The organism is Anaerosacchariphilus hominis (assembly GCF_014290175.1).
In the GTDB taxonomy this organism is placed as follows: Bacteria; Bacillota; Clostridia; order Lachnospirales; family Lachnospiraceae; genus Laedolimicola; species Laedolimicola hominis.
Genome location: NZ_JACOOR010000001.1, coordinates 37,947 through 57,188, shown reverse-complemented (window position 1 = coordinate 57,188; position 19,242 = coordinate 37,947). Strand labels below are relative to the sequence as shown.

The 19,242-nt window shown below is 46.3% G+C and carries 12 protein-coding genes; all 12 read left to right on the top strand.

Annotated elements, in window-relative coordinates:
• The first annotated feature begins 148 nt into the window (after positions 1-148).
• The 12 genes from H8S44_RS00255 to addA all read left to right on the top strand — a co-directional run bounded on the left by H8S44_RS00255 (position 149) and on the right by addA (position 19,235).
• Positions 149-1,150 carry a cation transporter gene (locus tag H8S44_RS00255; protein WP_243167432.1) on the top strand — a complete coding sequence of 334 codons (1,002 nt, stop codon included), beginning with the start codon at positions 149-151 and terminating at the stop codon, positions 1,148-1,150.
• A 14-nt stretch (positions 1,151-1,164) separates the two neighbouring features.
• Positions 1,165-2,385, top strand: coding sequence for a M20/M25/M40 family metallo-hydrolase (locus tag H8S44_RS00250; protein WP_186872952.1), 1,221 nt, complete (start codon positions 1,165-1,167; stop codon positions 2,383-2,385).
• A 15-nt stretch (positions 2,386-2,400) separates the two neighbouring features.
• A complete protein-coding gene (rpoN, locus tag H8S44_RS00245) occupies positions 2,401-3,747 on the top strand; it encodes an RNA polymerase factor sigma-54 (RefSeq protein WP_186872953.1) in 1,347 nt (448 codons plus the stop codon).
• The gene (locus H8S44_RS00240; RefSeq protein WP_186872954.1) at positions 3,740-6,322 is read left to right on the top strand and encodes a sigma 54-interacting transcriptional regulator; all 2,583 of its coding nucleotides are present in this window, start codon (positions 3,740-3,742) and stop codon (positions 6,320-6,322) included. The genes rpoN and H8S44_RS00240 overlap by 8 nt, the downstream gene beginning before the upstream one ends.
• Positions 6,323-6,362: 40 nt before the next feature.
• Positions 6,363-6,857 carry a PTS sugar transporter subunit IIA gene (locus H8S44_RS00235; RefSeq protein WP_186872955.1) on the top strand — a complete coding sequence of 165 codons (495 nt, stop codon included), beginning with the start codon at positions 6,363-6,365 and terminating at the stop codon, positions 6,855-6,857.
• A 17-nt stretch (positions 6,858-6,874) separates the two neighbouring features.
• Positions 6,875-7,366, top strand: coding sequence for a PTS sugar transporter subunit IIB (locus H8S44_RS00230; protein ID WP_186872956.1), 492 nt, complete (start codon positions 6,875-6,877; stop codon positions 7,364-7,366).
• Positions 7,367-7,384: 18 nt separating this feature from the next.
• Positions 7,385-8,155 (top strand): PTS mannose/fructose/sorbose/N-acetylgalactosamine transporter subunit IIC, encoded by a 771-nt coding sequence (locus H8S44_RS00225; protein WP_186872957.1) that lies wholly within the window; start codon positions 7,385-7,387, stop codon positions 8,153-8,155.
• Positions 8,156-8,173: 18 nt separating this feature from the next.
• Positions 8,174-9,013 carry a PTS system mannose/fructose/sorbose family transporter subunit IID gene (locus H8S44_RS00220; RefSeq protein WP_186872958.1) on the top strand — a complete coding sequence of 280 codons (840 nt, stop codon included), beginning with the start codon at positions 8,174-8,176 and terminating at the stop codon, positions 9,011-9,013.
• A gap of 92 nt (positions 9,014-9,105) precedes the next feature.
• Positions 9,106-10,557 (top strand): decarboxylating NADP(+)-dependent phosphogluconate dehydrogenase, encoded by a 1,452-nt coding sequence (gene gnd / locus H8S44_RS00215; protein WP_186872959.1) that lies wholly within the window; start codon positions 9,106-9,108, stop codon positions 10,555-10,557.
• Between the two features lie 972 nt (positions 10,558-11,529).
• Positions 11,530-12,153, top strand: a complete 624-nt coding sequence (locus H8S44_RS00210) for a type II secretion system protein (protein WP_243167431.1) — start codon at positions 11,530-11,532, stop codon at positions 12,151-12,153.
• A 30-nt stretch (positions 12,154-12,183) separates the two neighbouring features.
• Complete coding sequence (gene addB, locus H8S44_RS00205) at positions 12,184-15,585, top strand: helicase-exonuclease AddAB subunit AddB (RefSeq protein ID WP_186872961.1); 3,402 nt, start codon at positions 12,184-12,186, stop codon at positions 15,583-15,585.
• Positions 15,582-19,235 carry a helicase-exonuclease AddAB subunit AddA gene (gene addA, locus H8S44_RS00200; RefSeq protein WP_186872962.1) on the top strand — a complete coding sequence of 1,218 codons (3,654 nt, stop codon included), beginning with the start codon at positions 15,582-15,584 and terminating at the stop codon, positions 19,233-19,235. Before addB ends, addA begins: the two co-directional genes overlap by 4 nt.
• The last annotated feature ends 7 nt before the right edge of the window (positions 19,236-19,242 follow it).

Genomic DNA, 19,242 nt, shown 5'->3' with positions numbered 1-19,242 from the left:
ACAAAAAGATGAGACGTGTTATGGTAACGGCTTTAAATCGTGCCATAACACGTCTTTTTAAGTTCAAAAGGAAACAGTGTTTTCTTTTAACTCTCTTAATAATGTATCAAATAGGACTTTGAATTGCAGAAAATTAGGAGTAAAATAATTGAACTGGTATGATTTTTGCATGGATCTTGGTAGGAACTATATCAGATTATTTCTTGTAGACAATGGAGGATTTATGAGGAATGAAAAAGAAGCAACAAAAATGAAAATTGAAAAAGGAATTATGAGAGTATCACTTGTCGCAAGTATTCTTGTGGCTGTGGCAGAAGGAATCATGGCATATTATCTGCATTCTAAGACAATTCTGATGGATTGTGTGTTTGCATGCTTTGATTTATTGATGATGTGTCCGTTGCTTGCGCTGATACCGTATTTGTATAAACCGGTTTCAGAAGAAAGACCGTATGGGTTTGCACAGGTAGAATCGTTGTTTGTGTGCATTAAATATGGAGTTTTGTTCGCAGTCATTATAAATTTGATTTGGGAAAATGTCAAAGTGATAATAGCAGGCGGACATATCATTAATGCAGGTGTAGTAGTGGTTTTCGAGTTTATTCTGAGTGTATTCAGTGTCTTTATTTTTTTACTGCTGAGGCACTTCAGTGAAAAGTATTCCTCTATGATTATCAAGTCGGAATTATATATGTGGAAAGTAGATATTATCAGCACCTGCAGTATATTATGTGCGTTTGCGGCACAGTTGGTTCTGGTAAATACGCAGGCCGGATTTATCATTCCTTACATAGATTCGGGTGTGGCAATTACGATAGCTGTCTTTATGTTGAAAGAACCATTGGTGGAAATCAAAAGGAACCTGAAGGAATTAATTCTTTTTGCTCCGAAAGAAGAGGTTATGGAAGAAATTCGCATGGCAGTGGAAAAAGCCATGGCTGATTTCAGTTATCAGCTGGCTTTTCTGGATGTGATTCAGACCGGACGGAAAACCTGGGTGGAAATTTATGTGAAAGGAAAAGATGATATCATCTGTGTCCACGATTTTAAGATGATAAGAAAAAAGGTATTGGAAAGCCTGAATAAGAAGTTTGACCAGATTTATGTGGAGGTCATTCCGGAACTGGAAAAATCGGAGCAGACAGTATGAGGGAGCGAGAAAAAATGGACAAGAAAGCGATAAGAGAATGTGTGGAGAACTATGTAAATGGAATATGGAAAGAAATGTGGAATATCAGCGAGTACATTTTTCAAAATCCGGAAGTCGGGATGAAGGAATATAAAGCAGCTGCAGTGCAGTGTGAATTTCTGGGAAAAGAGGGATTTTGTGTGGAGCGCAGTGCAGGAAATCTGGATACGGCATTTATAGGAAATTATCAGAGGGGAGAAGGCCCCTGTATTGCATTATTCAGTGAATATGATTGTCTGCCGGATGGTCTGGAGCATGCCTGTGGGCATAATTTGATAGCTGCAGCAACGATGGGCGCTGCAGCCGCGGCAAAGAGAACCATGGAAGAAATGGATATTCGGGGTAAGCTGATGATTGTAGGAGCGCCGGATGAAGAATTTACCGGTGGAAAGATCACGTTGCTGAAAAAAGGTTGCCTGGATCAAGTAGATGCAGCTATGGCAGTGCATCCGACCTCTGCCATGTCGAGGGTGGCAGGCGGAAATTATGCTTATTTAACCTATCAGTGTGAATACATAGGAAAATCGGCTCATAGCGGCAGCAGACCCTGGGAGGGGATCAATGCTCAGGATGCGGCGCTGCTCTTTTTCAGCGCCCTGGGATGTGCGAGACAGATGCTTCGCGACGGCGTTCGGATAAATGCTTATGTAAAGGATGGAATGCAGCATGAAGGAACCATTTCTGCGTATGCAAAGCTGGGTTGTGATATTTCAGCTCCTGACATTTTTATGCTGGAAGAAGCAGCAAAACGAATAGAACAATGTTTTAAATGTGGGGCTGTGGGAACCGGATGTGAATTGAGGTTTGAGCGGAAGGAAAGTTCAAAAAACAGGATTCCGAATGGAGTAATCGGTGAGGTATTCAGAGAAAACTGTCTGGCGTGGGGAGAACCTATGATGGAAGGAATGCCGGATGATACAGGCGGAGAAGATCTGGGAGATGTAAGTCATGTAATTCCGGCGATTAATCCGCATTTGACAGTGCTGCCAGAACGTAAGATCTCATTGCACACACCGGAATTCAGAGAGCATGTGCTTACACCGGCAGGAGAGCATATGTGTTTACTGGGAGCAGAAACTCTGGCCGCGACAGCAGTAGAATTGATGACACAGCCGGAATTACTGGTGAAAGCAAAAGAGGAACTTCAGGAGCGCTTAAAATCCTTGTACGGAAAAGAGTATTTTAAGTATCAATAAGGGAGGAAAAAGCGGATGAAACAGGAACTGTATATGAAATCATCTCAGACCTTTCGGCAAAGTCTGGCACCAGGAGTGATGCACAGCATTCAGCTTCTTACTATGCCGTATGTGTCGTTGCTTCCTTTTTTACGGAAGGCAGTACTGGAAAATCCACTTTTGGAAATCGAGGGAAATCCTGAAGAAATATCGTTCAGTATCCATGATATGGAAGATAGGGTATACAGTAGAACGGAAAGCGAGGGATATCAAATTCGAGATCCGGAATCTTTTGAATCAGAAGAAGAAATGATACGGCTGGAAATATTGATGATGAAATTAGAGCCGGATGTGCAGAAAGCAGCATTGGCGATTCTTGAAGAATTGGATGAATATGGATACTGGCGTGGAGGAAAAGAAGAACTGTGTATCCGGTTGGGTTTGTCAGATGAGGCGGTTGAAAAAGGAAAGTCAGCAGTCCAGAGTATAAAACCGAAGGGCATCGGGGCAAAAAATCTGATAGAATGTCTGCAGCTTCAAGTGGACGAGGGACTGGAGGATGGCGGACTTATAAAAAAAATAATAGAAGAACACCTGGAATGGGCAGATGGAAGACATCAAATACAACTGCAGAAAGAATATAAAATTTCTTCGGAACAGGCAGATGGGATCGTTGCGTATATCCGAGGACTTGAACCGTATCCGGTGAACCTTGAAAACAGAAAAGCGGAAGCAGTGCTGATCTATCCGGAAATCAGTATTTTATGCAGGGAAGACCGACTGGTATGTACATTAAATGTGAGAGCACATGAGATGCTCAGGGTAAATGAACAGTATCTGAAAAACTTATCAGAGATGAGAGAGGATACGGAAACCGTAGCTTATGTAAGAAAATGCCGCAGTAATGCAAGGGAGATGATAGAAAATCTGAAACTCAGAGATCAGACGCTTCAGAATCTGGCAGAATGTCTTGCTGTTTTTCAGGAAGATTTTTTCAGATACGGTCCTCTGTGGTTAAAACCGATGACATTAAAAACATTAGCTCAACGGATGAAAATTGGCATATCGACAGTAAGCCGATGTGTGCAGGATAAATATATTGAAACGGAGTTTGGAATTTTCCCGTTGAAGATGTTGTTTTCCTCCTGTCTGACAACAGAGGATGGAAGGGAAGTTTCGGCCATGGCTGTAAAGGCAGCCTTACAAATTTTTTATAAAAAGCATAAGGAAGAAAAATTCAGTGATAACCGCCTGGCAGAACTGCTGGAGAAACAGGGAATACGGATTTCACGACGGACGATAAATAAATATCGAAATGAAAGAAATGAGCTTAGGTATGTAAACTGGGACAAAATACGAAAGGATAGGAACTGGGATGTCTGAACGTGAAATATTGGAATTAGTGGAAATAGCCGGAGAAAAGGGAATAGATGCAAGGACAGCTGCAGAAAAGCTTGGAATTTGGCAGCAGGAAGCAGCAGAGTTATTAGCCAGGCTTGTAAAAGAAGGAAAACTGATAAAAAAAGGCAGATCTCCCATTCGATATTTTATAGAACCGGATAATGAAAAAGAAAACAAGGAGGAGCCGTTCTCCTGTATTATTGGAAACTCAGGAAGCCTGGCTGTGCAGATTCAGCTTGCCAAAGCTGCGGTGTGCTATCCTCCCTATGGATTGCATACTTTACTTCTTGGAGCCACAGGTGTAGGAAAAACGATGCTTGCCAGAGAAATTTGGAAGTATTCGGTAAAGGAACGTGGAAAAAATATTCCATTTGTGTCATTGAACTGTGCGGAATATGCAGACAATCCGCAGCTGCTGCTGTCCCAGCTGTTCGGACATGAAAAAGGAGCATTTACGGGAGCAGATTTTGAAAAAGAAGGATTAATCGATCAGGCTGATGAAGGAATTCTCTTTTTGGATGAGATACACAGATTAAGTCCGACAGGTCAGGAAATATTGTTTTCTGTGATTGATCATGGGGAGTTCCGGAGACTTGGTGGTATTCAGAATCATCATGTAAGTGTAATGATCCTTGGTGCAACCACAGAAGACCCACAAAGTGCATTGCTGAAAACATTTAAAAGAAGAATTCCGGTGGCAATCCAGCTGCCCACATTGGAAGAACGTCCGATTCGGGAACGTTTTTTATTGGTGTCTCAATTCTTCATGCAGGAGGCACGGCGAACCGGTATTCCGATTCATGTATCGAAAAATGTATTGGAATACCTGGTGCTGTTCGAAAGCGACGGTAATATCGGGGACTTGAAAAATGAGGTTTTACTGACCTGCGCCTATGGGTATCTGGAAAAAAACGGGAAACAAAAGGAAGAGCCGATCTATGTAAACAGCAGAATTATATCCAGAGGGAGCCGTACCATACAGGTAAAACCGGAGCTGCGGGAAATGCTGGAGGAAGTGATACCGAAAGAGGGAAAACTGTACGATCCAAAGCAGATCATAGCAGAGATATCGGAACCGGCGCTGCAGGAGTCTGCTTATCTGGAAACTCTGAATGGAAAAGAAACGGTGGAGGAAGCCAGGAAAGCCCTGTTTCATTATGTGTCACCGGATATCTATGAGGCGGCAGAAGAATTGCTGGCTGATGCTTCGGAAAAGTTCAACGTGTCCTATACGAAAAATGTAGAGAATTCTCTTGCATTTTTCTTACAGCAAATTATATCCTACGCAAGAGTGGGGCGGGGACTGATGGAACAGGCTGATCACCTGATGGAAGAAAAATATAATCGGGAAAGAAGGTTTGTCGAACAGCATACGGAATGGCTGAGGAAAAGCCTGAAGATTGAAATTACAAAAGGTGAAGCGGCAACGATCTCCTTTTTACTGGCACAGCACCATGAAGAACAGGGGAAAGTTGGACTTCTGGTAGCAGCATATGGAGAACAGGTGGCTTCATCACAGGCAGATCTGGCAGGGCAGCTTTTGCCGGATACACCGGTTGCGGCTGTAGATTTTTCCCTGGACAAAAGCTTTTCAGAGTTTAAAAAAGAATTAATTTCAGCGATAAATCGGGCAAATTCCGGAAAAGGCGTGATACTCTGCACAGATATTAATTTACTGTTGGCGAGAGAAGCAGAGCTTTCTGAATGGAGCGGAGTTGAATGCAGAATCCTTCCGGCCGTAAATACTGCATTACTTTTGGAAATCTGCAAATGGATTAGTCAGGACAAAATGAATGTGGAAGAAATTTCCAGGCAAGGGTTTGTAGAATATCGTAACTATGTGGAAAGTCTTTTTGGAAAACAATCATCGGAAATTCCGGAGAAAAAAAGTGTTATTATCGCATATTGTATCACGGGAACAGGCAGCGCCAAAATTACCAGACGTCTTCTTCTCGAAAATCCGGATATCAGTAAAATGGCAGATATTATTCCGCTTGGAATTACCAGTGATTTGCCGTCCATAGCGCGGAAGCTTGGTAATCGACTGAGACTGGTTGTGGGTTTTCTGGATCCGCAGCTACCGGGAGTGCCGTTTGTAGGTCTGGATTCCGTTTTTTCATCTGAAGGTATTCGGCGTATTCTCTTTTATCTGCGGGATTTTGGAAAGGAGCAAAAAAAAGAACCGGAAATAGCGCTGGATATGAAGGAACGTCTGATTCTTGTGGACAGAAATATACATAATATTGCACCTTCACTGGATGAAAAGAAAGCGGCGGAGCAGGCCAGATACGTACTGGAAAAAATTATGGAGCGATATGAGAAGAAACCGGAGGCGGATTTTGCGGTACGCGTTTATATTCATGTGATAGCCATGTTTGAACGGTTGGCTGTTAGGGAAAAACTGGAACCGATGTTGCAGTTTCTGGATGAATCAGAGAAAAGTACAGAAAAATTTCGGTGGCTGAGTCAAATTCTTAAAGCTGCCTGTGATGAATTGAAATTGCAGTTGGATGACATGGAAGTATATTATTTCCTGATTGTAATTCCGGAAAAATGAAAAAATGGCATGATATTTGCATGATATAAGACAGAGGAAGATGATTCCCGAAATCAAAACTGGAAAGGAGAGAAGAAAGGTGAGGGTAGAAATGGATTGGGAGCAGATAGAACCTGGAATGCCAGGGCTGATACTGCTCAGCCATGGTATGGCATCCATAGGGGTTCTGGACAGTGTTCAGTTAATTTATTCCAGACAGAAAAACATGGCGGCGGTTACACTGGATACTGGTGATGCTCCACAAGAGATGTATGCACAGATTGAAAAGTTATACCAGGCATTTCAGGGGAATTGTATATTTTTTGTAGATTTTAACGGAGGGACTCCCTGTAATCAATTACGCATATTCTCGATGAAAAACGGGATTCAGATCTTCGGAGCCCTTGGCTTCAGCGTACCTATGATACTTTCTGCCGTAGAAAGCAGAAGAAGTGGGGCGGATAAAGCGGAAATTGTCCGAGCCGCAATGCTGGAAGGAAATGAAGGAATTCAGGAGCTTTACCCGGAAATGGCGGAAGAGGATGACGAATCATAACAGGAGGTGATAAACACATGAATAATATTGTACTGGCGAGAGTGGATAATCGGCTTGTACATGGACAGATCGTGGTGTACTGGAGCAAGGAGGTAATGCCGGACAGGCTTGCGATCATTGATGCGGGGATTGCAAAGGATGCAGATATGAAGATGATTTACAAGCTGGCAGCACCGAAAAATTATAAAATGAGTATTTTGCCGCCGCAGAAATTTATCGATAATCTGAATGCGGGAAAATACGGGACGGAAAAGATTCTTGTTTTGTTTAAGTCCATAGAGGGAGCGGCAGAAGCTATCCGCCAGGGTCTGAAAGTGGATAGCCTGCAGTTGGGTAATTGCCCGAGAACTGACAAAACATATGCATTATGTGATTATATTTTTGTAACAGACAGAGATTTCGAACTGTTGAAAGAAATGCATGACGCGGGGCAGAAGATTTATATTCAAGGGACACCAAGTGATCGAAAGCTTGAATTTGAAGGAGTTATGGACAAAAGAAAACGATAGGAGCGGGGAGGTATTCTTATGACTTTGAAACTTGCAATTGCAGCAGCTTTATTGTATGGATTTTGCTGGACACAGCTGTTTTATGCACCAACATGTATTTTATGGTATTCAGCCCTGATACAGGGGTTCATACTGGGACTTCTTGCGGGTGATGTGACAACGGGTATGATTCTGGGTGGTGGAATTACACTTCTGACTATCAGTATGGTCGCATCAGGAGGCGTAGAACCTTCAGATATTGCGTTTGCGGGTAGTGTGACCATATCGATTGCACTGATTAATCATATGGATACGGGAACAGCATTGACTCTTGCGATTGCGATGGGATTAATTGGAGAATTTTATACACCGGTATGTTATACGATTGCTAATATTTTCCCGCACATGGTTGACAAATATGCAGAAGAAGGAAATATAGAAGGCATCAAGAGAACGACGTGGTTAGCTGCAGCGACAATGTTTATTATATCTGCTCCGGTTGCTTTTTTGACAGTATTTTTCGGTTCATCCTTAGTAGATACAATTCTGAATGCGACACCTGCATGGCTTCTTACAGGACTGAATGTGGCTGGTGGTATACTTCCGGCTATTGGTATTGCTGTTACAATGAAAATAATCAATCAGCCTAAATTGACATCCGTATTTATACTTGGCTATTTCCTGGTTCAGCTGCTTGGTCTGAGCGTTATGGGTGCGGCAATTATCGGTTTTTGCGTTGTGGCTGTTCTTTTGTATGCAAATTCCATGAAGCCGCAGACAGCAGTTATGGATGATGACGATGAACTGTAAGAAAAGGAGGAAAATATAATGGCAGATGGAAAAGATAACAATGTACAGACGTCCGTTTTAACAAAAAAAGATTTACGTAAAGCGTATTTTAACTGGCACATGTGGGCTGAGTCCGGACACTCTTTTGAAAGAATGCAGGGAATGGCTCTTTGCCGGGCATTCTGTGATCCTCTGAAGAAACTCTATGGTGATGATAAAGAGGGATTAAAGAGAGCGTTAAAGAGAGAAAGCCAGTTGTTTAATACGGAGGCATTGATTGGTGCATCTGTTGTAGGCGCCACACTTTCCATGGAGGAATCCATGATGGGAGAACCGGAGGATGAAAAGGACGAGGCGATTACCAGTATTAAAGTGGGACTGATGGGACCCATTGCCGGTATCGGCGATGCTTTGGACTGGACTGTATTTAAGCCGATCTTTTTAGGACTTGCGTGCGATATGGCGTTAAAGGGAAGTTGGATAGGAGCCCTGATTGCGGTATTATTTGTAATAGGACTTTATTATGAAGGACGATTTATGTTTAACACTGGATACAGACTTGGAAAAAGAACATTTTCCAAGTTGCTGGGCAGCAGCATTTTCCAGCAGGTAATTCTGCTGGCAGGAGCTCTGGGTCTGTTTATGATGGGAGCGCTGGGCGCATCTTATGTATCCTTATCAACGCCGCTTGAGATTACATTTTCCGGACAGGATCCCATTGTGATTCAGGAGGCATTGGACTCTATCGTTCCGGGACTTCTTCCGCTGGCAGCGATTTTTGGAGTTCGTGGTTTGATGAAAAAAACAAGTAATTTTGGCTTGATCTGTATCATTATGATCGTAATCTGCATGATTGGATCATTTATAGGAATCTTTTAAACGAAAGCAGTACATGGAAATGGGAAAAAGAGACTGTTAAAAATAGCAGTCTCTTTTAAAAATATATAAAATAGCTGAAAGAGGGAATAGATATGGAAAAAGCGGATATTGGATTGATTGGGCTGGCAGTAATGGGAGAAAATTTGGTGATGAATATGGAATCGAAAGGATTCACTGTGGCAGTCTACAATCGCAGTATTGAAAAAGTAGAGAATTTTGTAAACGGAAGGGGAAAAGGAAAAAATATCATTGGATGTACAAGCGTGGAAGAACTGGCAGCTGCCTTAAAGCGGCCAAGAAAAATTATGCTGATGATTCGTGCCGGTGAAGCAGTAGATCATATGATCGGGCAGTTGCTTACAGTCTTAGAAGAAGGAGATGTGATTATCGACGGAGGCAATTCCTACTTTAAAGATACGATTCGTAGATCCGGAGCTCTTGCTGAAAAAGGGATACATTATATTGGAACCGGTGTGTCTGGCGGCGAAGAGGGCGCATTAAAAGGTCCCTGTCTGATGCCAGGCGGTGACGCAAAGGCTTGGGAAACAGTAAAACCTGTTTTTATGGCGATTAGCGCAAAAGTGGATGGAAATATCCCTTGCTGTGAATGGATTGGAGGCGATGGTGCGGGGCATTTTGTGAAAATGGTTCATAATGGAATTGAGTACGGTGATATGCAGCTGATATGTGAGGCATATCAGCTTATGAGAGATGGGCTTGGAATGACTCCGGATGAGATGTATGAAGTATTTGCAGACTGGAACGAAACGGAATTGAAAAGTTATCTGATAGAAATAACAAGGGATATCTTAAAGTTTCGGGATCAGGAAGGAAAACCGGTGGTAGACCAGATTCTGGACACGGCGGGGCAGAAGGGAACCGGAAAATGGACCAGTGAGATTGCCCTGGAGGAGGGGGTTCCGCTGACATTAATCAGTGAGGCGGTATCCGCGCGCTGTGTAGCTGCCCGCAGAGAAGAACGAATAGAGGCTTCTTCCGCATATGCGAAAAAAATTGAAAAACTTACAGGGGATAGGGGAATTTTTATCGAAGATATTAAGAAGGCCCTTTACGCTGCAAAAATAATTTCCTATGCTCAGGGATATTCCTTGATGAAGGAGGCGGCTGAGCATTACGGTTGGAAACTGGATTATGGAAACATCGCATTAATCTGGAGAGGGGGATGTATTATCCGAAGCGCTTTTCTCGGAAAAATAAAGGACGCCTATGACAGAAATCCGGATTTGGCAAATTTGATTCTGGATCCATATTTCAAAAAGGCAATTGAGACTTCGTTGAAATCGTGGAGAAAAGTAGTGGCTGCCGGTGCTGCAAACGGTATTCCGCTGCCGGCTATGAGCGCTGCATTGTTTTGGTTTGACAGTTACACCTGTGAAAAACTGCCGGCAAATTTATTACAGGCTCAGAGAGATTATTTCGGAGCACATTGCTATGAACGGATTGACTGCCCGAGAGGCGAGACATTCCACACTAATTGGACTGGGCACTCCGGCAGTACAGCTGCGGGAAGCTATAATGTGTGAACAGATGAGGAGCAAGCAGAAATACCCGAATTTCTGTGATACCTGTAGTGCAGTAATGACAGGAAAATGATAGAAATAGTTCGAAAAGGCACAAAACAAACGCCAGAGAGCGGCATCTCTCCGGCGTTTTTGCCATTTAGTGCTGACCTATTCTTCTTATTTGTCAGAAAATTAAAAAATATTCACACAAATAAAACAATAATAGAAGAAAATAATTAAAATAAATTAAAAATATGTATTGACAAATAGAAGAAGTACCGCTATAATACAATTAAAGATAAGGAACACAAAAAAACAAAACAAAAGCTCCACAAGAAAAGGAGCGAAAAACAACTCAACTATCTTCTTAAATATAACCCAGTTATATTTAACATAGAGAACGAGTAATCTAAGAAAAGGAGGTACAGTCCAACAGGAACTTAACGAATCACCCCATAATCTGAGAAAAGAGAGGTACGGACCGCCGAAGACTTAAGAGGGACTTCCTAAGAAAGCTTTCAGAAAGATGTCAATCTTAATCAAAAGCAGAATTACGGAAGGCAGGAAAAAGGTAACCGTAAATCAATCGTTCGATGAGAATCGGTAAAAAAGAAGAAAAAGCCGGATGAGAAAGAAGGAAGAAAAAGCAAACCGGTATAAATGAACTTTACAGAAGATCGAAAAACAAAAACCGAAAACAGAAGAAATCGAACGGAAAAAGTCAATGAGACTTTAAAATAAAAAGAAATAAAAGAAACTGAAAACAGAATAAAGAAATGAGGTATTAGTCCAATGGACAGCATAGTTTAGCAGCGGGTATCAATGTAAGTAGAGTTGATGCCCGCTGATTTGTTGTGTGAAAAAGTTCCCCTACTAAAGCAAAACACAATATGCTATAATCCATATAGACATTGCGTATCATCATATAAACGCAGTGAAATTCACAGAAAAACGATATGAAGTATCGCAGAATATACAAGGGGAATGATAAAGATGAAGTTTCAAAAAAATAAACAGGGTTTTACCTTAGTGGAGCTTATTGTTGTATTGGTTATTCTGGCAATTCTTGCAGCCTTGCTTGTGCCGGCTTTGACTGGATACATAGACAGAGCCAAAGAAAAGAAAGTGACGGCAGAAGCAAAAGGCATCTGGACTGCCGCGCAGGCAGCGGCTTCTGAGTATTACGGACTGCATATCAATGACACAGCGATGCAGAAGTCTATGACAAATTCATGTACCATCAATGGAATAAAATATAAAAACCTTGGCAGAATATCAAATTCGACACTTTCGGATGAACTGAAGAAGTGGCATACAAAAAATTTGACTGCCAGCCAGATGATTGGCCAGCAGGTACTGATCTACCTGGAAAGCACCGACAAGACGAATCCCCAGTATCAGTTTGGCAATGCCAGTGTTCCGATACAGGGGCAGTCTCTGAAGGTAAATATGAAAAACAATTTTGAAAGCAACGTACCTGGAAATGCAGTATTTATCCAGATATTTTATGATGAAAACTGCAGAGTTCTTGCGCTTAACTTTGGGAAAGAGGGCTATCTGGTGACCATGACGGAGGGACAGGATCCTGTCTGTGAAAAAAACGGAAAGGTGCTTTAATGATGGGCGAAAGCAAGGAAGGAGAACACCATGTCCCTGCAATTCATTTTCGGTAATTCCGGCGCGGGAAAATCTTATACTTTATTTCGGAGTGTGATCGAGGATTCCATCCGGCATCCGGATCAAAGCTATCTGGTGATCGTGCCGGAGCAGTTTACCATGCAGACCCAGAAGGAGCTGGTGCGGCTGCATCCGGACGGCGGTATCCTGAATATTGATATTCTGAGCTTTCAGCGGCTGGCTTACCGGGTGTTTGAGGAGACCGGAACCCGGGTGGGAAAGGTACTGGAGGAGACCGGTAAGAATCTGGTGTTGCGGAAAATCGCCCAGGAGAGAAAAGGGGAACTGAAGGTCCTCGGTGGGAATCTGAAGAAAATGGGGTATATCAGTGAGATTAAATCACTGATTTCCGAGCTGACCCAGTACGCAGTGACGGAAGAGATGCTGGCGGATTTCCTGGAGAAGAGTAAGGGGAAGCCTCATCTATATTATAAACTATGCGATGTACAGGTGCTTTACAAGGCGTTTCACGCCTATCTGGCGGATCAGTATATTACGGCGGAGGAGCTACTGGAGGTGTTGTGCCGGGTGGCGGAGCGGTCGCAGATGATCCGGGAGAGCGTCATCGTGCTGGATGGTTTTACCGGTTTCACACCCATTCAGAATATGTTGATGCAGAAGCTGATGCTGTACGCAAAGAAGGTCATAGTGACGGTGACCATCGACCGGCGGGAAAACCCTTATTGTGTGGAAGGGGAGCACCAGCTATTTTATCTGAGTAAAAAGACTGTGGCGGGATTGAAGCGGCTGGCTCAGGAAGCAGATGTAAAGGAAGAAGAGCCTGTCTGGGTACATCCCGGGGATAAGAGTCGGTTCGCGGCAGGAGGCGAGCTACAGTGGCTCGAGCAGAATCTGTTCCGGCTGCGGTGGCAGCAGTATCCGCAGAATTCCGGTCAGATCAGCCTTCACGTTCTCAAAAATCCCGAGGAGGAAGTAGCCTGGGCAGCGGGTCAGATCCGGGAGTTGATTCGGGAAAAGGATTATCACTACCGGGATTTCGCCCTGATTACCGGCGACATGGAAAGCTACAGCCCGGTGCTGGAGCGGGTATTGGCGGACTATGAGATCCCCTGCTTCCTGGACAATAAGCGCAGTATTCTGAAGAATCCTTTTGTAGAATTCATCCGGGCACTGTTGGAGATCGCAGAGCAGGATTTTTCTTACGAATCGGTGTTCCGGTATCTGCGGAGCGGTCTGTCCGGCATGGAGCCGGAAGAGGTGGATCTGCTGGAAAATTATGTACTGGCGTTGGGGATTCGGGGCGCGAAAAAGTGGGAAGAGCGTTTCATTCGTAGTTATAAAGGACTCACGGAAGAAGAGCTGGAGCAGATCGACAGTTACCGGGCAAGAGTGGCAGAGGACTTGCTTCCCTTTGTGAAAATACAGCAGAAAAAAGCGGTGGATGTCCGTACCAGGACGACAGCGCTCTATGAATTGATTGCGAAAAAGGGCATCCAGGGGAGGTTGGCCGTTTTTGAGGAACGATTCAAGCGGGAACATAATCAGGTGCTGGCCAAGGAGTATCATCAGATTTACGGTATTCTGATGGATTTGCTGGATAAGCTGGTGGATCTGCTGGGTGAGGAAGAACTGACCATTCGGGAGTATACGGAGATTTTGGAGGCCGGTTTTGCGGAGGCCCGGGTCGGCGTGATCCCGCCCGGGGTCGATCAGGTCATGGCCGGTGATATGGAGCGTACCCGTTTGAAGGATGTGAAGGTTCTCTTTTTCCTGGGGGTCAATGAGGGCAGCGTACCGAAGAATAATTCCAGAGGCGGCCTTTTATCGGATATGGAGCGGGAACAGCTGCGGGGTTCCGGCATGGAGCTGGCCCCGACCGTGCGGGAACAGGGATATATCCAGCGGTTTTATCTGTACCTGAATCTGACAAAGCCTTCTGATGAGCTTTATCTCTCCTGTACCCTGCTGGACAGTGGCGGGAAGGCTCTCCGCCCGTCCTATCTGATCAATGTGATGAGAAGACTTTTCCCGGAGCTTGAGTTAAAGCAGGAGACGGCGCAGAAAACCAATGGACTCCCGCGGACGGAGCGGGAAGGCGTGCGTCTGCTGATCCAAGGGTTGAAGGAATACCGTGAAGGCCGGGGCAGCGCGCAGTTCTACGAGCTGTACCGCTGGTATGCCAGGCAGGAACAGTATGAGGAGAAGCTGGCACAGCTTCTGGACGGAGCCTTTTCGGCTCATCAGGACACGCGGCTCGGCAAGGCGGTGGCCCATGCATTGTACGGGACGGTGCTGGAGAACAGTGTGACCCGACTGGAGCAATACGCAGCCTGTGCTTACGCTCATTTCCTCATGTATGGCCTGAAGCTGTCCGAGCGGGAGCAGTATGAGTTTGCGCCTGTGGATATGGGAAATATTTTCCATGAGACCCTGGAGGCCTTCTCGAAGAAGCTGGATGCCAGCGACTATACCTGGAAGACGCTGCCCAGAGAAGTGGCGGATGAATGGGTGGAAGAATGTCTGGCTTCTCTGACCGTAGATTATGGCAATACGGTATTGAATAGTACAGCCCGCAACAATTATATGATTCGTCGGATGGCCCGGATTCTGAAGCGGACAGTCTGGGCGCTGGGGGAACAGATTCGAAAAGGGCTGTTTTCGCCGGAGAACTATGAGATTTCCTTTTCCGGCGTGTCGGATCTGGAAGCTGTCAATATCGAATTATCGCCGGAGGAGCGGCTGAAGCTTCGGGGGCGGATCGACCGGGTGGATACCTGCGAGGACGAGGAGCACGTGTATGTGAAGGTCATCGATTATAAGTCCGGGAATACGTCGTTTCAGCTGTTGTCGTTGTACCACGGACTGCAGCTGCAGCTGGTGATTTATCTGAATGCTGCCATGGAACTGGTGAAAAAGGAGCATCCGGATAAGGAAGTGCTTCCGGCCGGCGTATTGTATTATCAGATTCAGGATCCGGTACTGGATACAGACGGAGAAGAGGCAGATGTAACAGCCCGGGTGCTGGAGAAGCTGAAGCCGAATGGGCTTATCAATGGGGATCCGGAGATTATTAAGCGCCTCGATCAGTCCATGCCGGGACGTTCCCAGGTACTGCCCATCGCTTATAATAAAGATGGTTCCCTGCGTGCCGGTTCGCCGGTGGCCAGCGGCGAACAATTTGCGGCACTTTCACGTTATGTCAATCAAAAAGTCCAGAAGATTGGATCAGAGGTGCTGGATGGCCGGATGGACGTGAATCCATACGAACTGAAGGGAAAGACGGCCTGCGATTACTGTGCTTACAGCAGCGTCTGCGGACTGGACAGTAAGACAGAGGGCTTTCACAGGCGGAGACTGCCCATTTTCGGGGATGATGAAATCTGGAAGCGGATAGAGGAGGAAGAGCTGTGAGCGTCAGATGGACCGAGGAACAGAAAAAAGTCATTGATGTGAGAAATAAAAATGTGCTGGTTTCTGCGGCAGCCGGTTCCGGTAAAACGGCAGTTCTGGTGGAACGGATTCTTTCTCTGGTCTGCGGCGAAGGCGAGAACGAAGAGCCGTTGGATGTGGATCGGCTTCTGGTAGTGACCTTTACGAAAGCCGCAGCGGCGGAGATGCGTGAGCGAGTGGGGCTGGCCCTGGAGAAGCGTCTGGAGGCAGATCCGGAAAATGAGCATCTGCAGAAGCAGCAGACCCTGATTCACAGCGCCCAGATTACCACCATTGACAGCTTCTGCCAGTATGTGATTCGAAATTATTTTCATCAGATTGATTTGGATCCGGCGTTCCGCATCGGGGACGAGGGGGAGTTGAAGCTGCTGAAGGGCGACGTGGTGCGGGAGCTTCTGGAGGAGCATTACGCTGCGGAGGATCAGGAGGAACGGGCACGGTTCACAGAGTTCGTGGAGGCCTATGCCACCGGAAAGAATGATGCGGTCATCGAAGCTCTGATTTTGCAGCTCTACGAGTTCGCGGTCAGCTATCCCTATCCCAAGCGCTGGCTTGCGGAGTGTATGGAGCCTTATCAGGCGAAAACGGAAGAAAAACTGGAAGCGGGTCCGTGGATGCAGTTTCTGGTGAATTATGTAAAACACACGTTCGCTGATCTGGAGCAGGAGCTTTACCGGATGATCGATGTCTGCAGACTGCCGGGCGGCCCTTATATGTATGAGGATACGGTACAGACAGATTTAATACAGGTACAGGAGCTTGGAAGCTGTCGGGACTTTGAAGCGATCCGACAGCGACTGGAGAGCCTTTCCTTTGCGCGTCTTTCCACAAAGAAGGATCCGAATGTGGAGGAGGAGCGGAAGAATCAGATCAAAACCTTTCGTGAGGGCATGAAAAAGAGTTTGAAGGATCTGAAAGAAAAGTTCTTCAATTTGTCTCTGGAGGGTGTGCTGGATATAATTCAGAAAGCTGCGCCAACTACAGAGGTGCTGCTTTCCCTGACGGCGGAATTTGCAGACCGGTATCAGGAAAAAAAGAGGCTGAAGAACCTGGCAGACTTTCCGGATCTGGAGCATCTGGCTCTGGAAATTCTGGTGGAGGATGTAGAGACAGATGGAGATGGAAAGCTGAAGATCGTGCCGACGGATGCAGCGAAGGAACTGTCCGCCAGGTACGCACAGATTATGATTGATGAGTACCAGGACAGTAATCTGATTCAGGAGATTATTTTGAACAGTGTAAGTAAGGGGCAGGGCGTTCCCAATGTGTTCATGGTGGGAGACGTGAAACAGAGCATCTATCGCTTCCGTCTGGCAAGGCCGGAGCTTTTTATGGAGAAATACCAGACCTATCCCCGGTCAGATGACGCGGCAGAGATTCGGATCGATCTGCATAAGAACTTCCGAAGCCGGAGAGAGGTACTGGATGGGACGAATGATGTCTTTGAAAAACTGATGACAGAGGCTGTAGGCGGTATTACTTACGACAGTGCGGCAGCGCTGTATCTGGGAGCTGAGATGCCGGAGCCGGAGGAGGGAGTCAATGTACCGGAACTGCTATTATTAGAGAAAAATAAAGACTCCCTGCCCGGGACAGAAGACGCCGACCAGGCTGAACTGACCGATCGGGAGCTGGAAGCCCATGCGGCAGCCGACCGTATCCGTCAGATGATGGCGGAGGGAAAGGTCTGGGATCGGGATACGGGAGAGTTCCGACCGGTGCGTTATGGAGATGTGGTGATTCTGCTTCGTAGCCTGACCGGCTGGGGGGATGTCTACGCCCGGGTACTGAACGCAGCGGGCATCCCGGCCCATACGGAATCCAGGACGGGGTATTTTACGACCATTGAAATTCAGACGCTTTTGAATCTGCTTCGTATCGTGGACAATCCGCGGCAGGATATTCCGCTGGCAGCGGTGCTGAAATCTATGATTGGCGGATTTACGGATGTGGAGCTGGCGAAAATTAAGAGTGCGTATCCGGATGTGAAGTTTCATGAGGCATGCAGAAAGTATGCAGAAGAAGAACAGGAATCAGAGTGTAAGATAGACTTACAAATCCAAAATAAACTGCGTAATTTTTACACGAACCTCCGTACCTACCGCCAGCGCGCCGAATTCCTCCCCATCCACGAACTTATCGAGGAACTCCTTAAGACCACCGGTTACGGCGATTATCTGGCGGCGGAGCCTGCGGGAGCCCAGCGGGAGGCCAATGTGCGGATGCTCATCGAGCGGGCCATTGCCTTTGAGAAAACCAGCTACCGGGGCTTGTTTCATTTTGTGCGATATATGGAACAGCTCCAGAGCTATAATGAGGACTTTGGTGAGGCTGGTATTCTGGGTGAAAATGAGGACGCGGTCCGCATTATGACCATTCACAAGAGTAAAGGTCTGGAATTCCCCATCGTCATTGTGGCCGGACTTGGCAAAAGCTTTAACCGGCAGGATATCCGGAGCCGGGTCGTGATTCACCCGGAGCTGGGCATAGGCGTAGACTGGGTGGATACGGCCCTTCGTACCCGGACAGCTTCTTTGCCCAAGCGTGTACTGCAAAAAGCCCTGGATCTGGAGATGCTGGGTGAGGAGCTGCGGGTCCTTTATGTGGCATTTACCAGAGCGAAGGAAAAACTGATTCTTCTGGGAAGCGCGGCAAAACTGGAGGAAAAAATGCGGAAAACCCTGTCCTTCCGGGCTATTTCCACGGCCGGAACCTACCTGGACTGGGTGCTTCCGGCGGCAGCAGGATCGGAGAAGAGCCCCTTTGCGGTAAAAGAAGTGGCGCTGGAGGGGCAGATCCAGGACTCTCTGGCACAGCAGATGGTGAAGGAAGCGCAGAAGGAGGTATTCCTTCGGCCGGAGGAGCTTCCGGGAGCGGACGAAGGGTACGCGAAGCTTCTGGAGGAGCAGTTGTCTTATGTATATCCGTGGCAGGCGGACATTTCCCTGCGGGGCAAATTCAGTGTATCTGAGCTGAAAAAAATGGGTCAGACCGAAGAGGAAGACGAGGATACCCTGCTTTATCCGGCGGAGGACATCGTTCCCTATATCCCGCGTTTCATGTCGGACAGGGAACCGGTCAGCGGAGCCGCCAGAGGTACGGCTTATCACCGGGCACTGGAGTGTCTGGATTTCCGGGGACTGTACCATTCGGAAAAGGTGAAGGAAGGCCTGGAGCGGCTGGTGGAGGAAGGACGTATGACCCGGGAGCAGGCGGACATGGTGCGCCCCTACGATATCTATGCCTTTGCCCAGACTCCCCTGGCGAAGCGCATGAGCGCAGCCCGGGATCGGGAGGAATTCCATACAGAGCAGCCCTTTGTGATTCAGATGCCCGCGCGTGAGCTGGAGATTGACTGCGGGAGCGACGAGCCGGTGCTGATTCAGGGAATCATCGACGCCTGGTTTTATGAGAAAGATGGAAATGGAGAAAACGAGATCGTGGTTGTGGATTACAAGACCGATTTCGTGAAAGACGGTGGAGAACTTCTGAAAAAATATAAGAAGCAGCTGGATTATTATCAGCTGACTCTGGAGCGTCTCACCGGAAAACGGGTGAAGGAGAAGATCATCTATTCTTTCTGCCTGAAAGAAGAGATACATGTGGAATAAGAGGTCC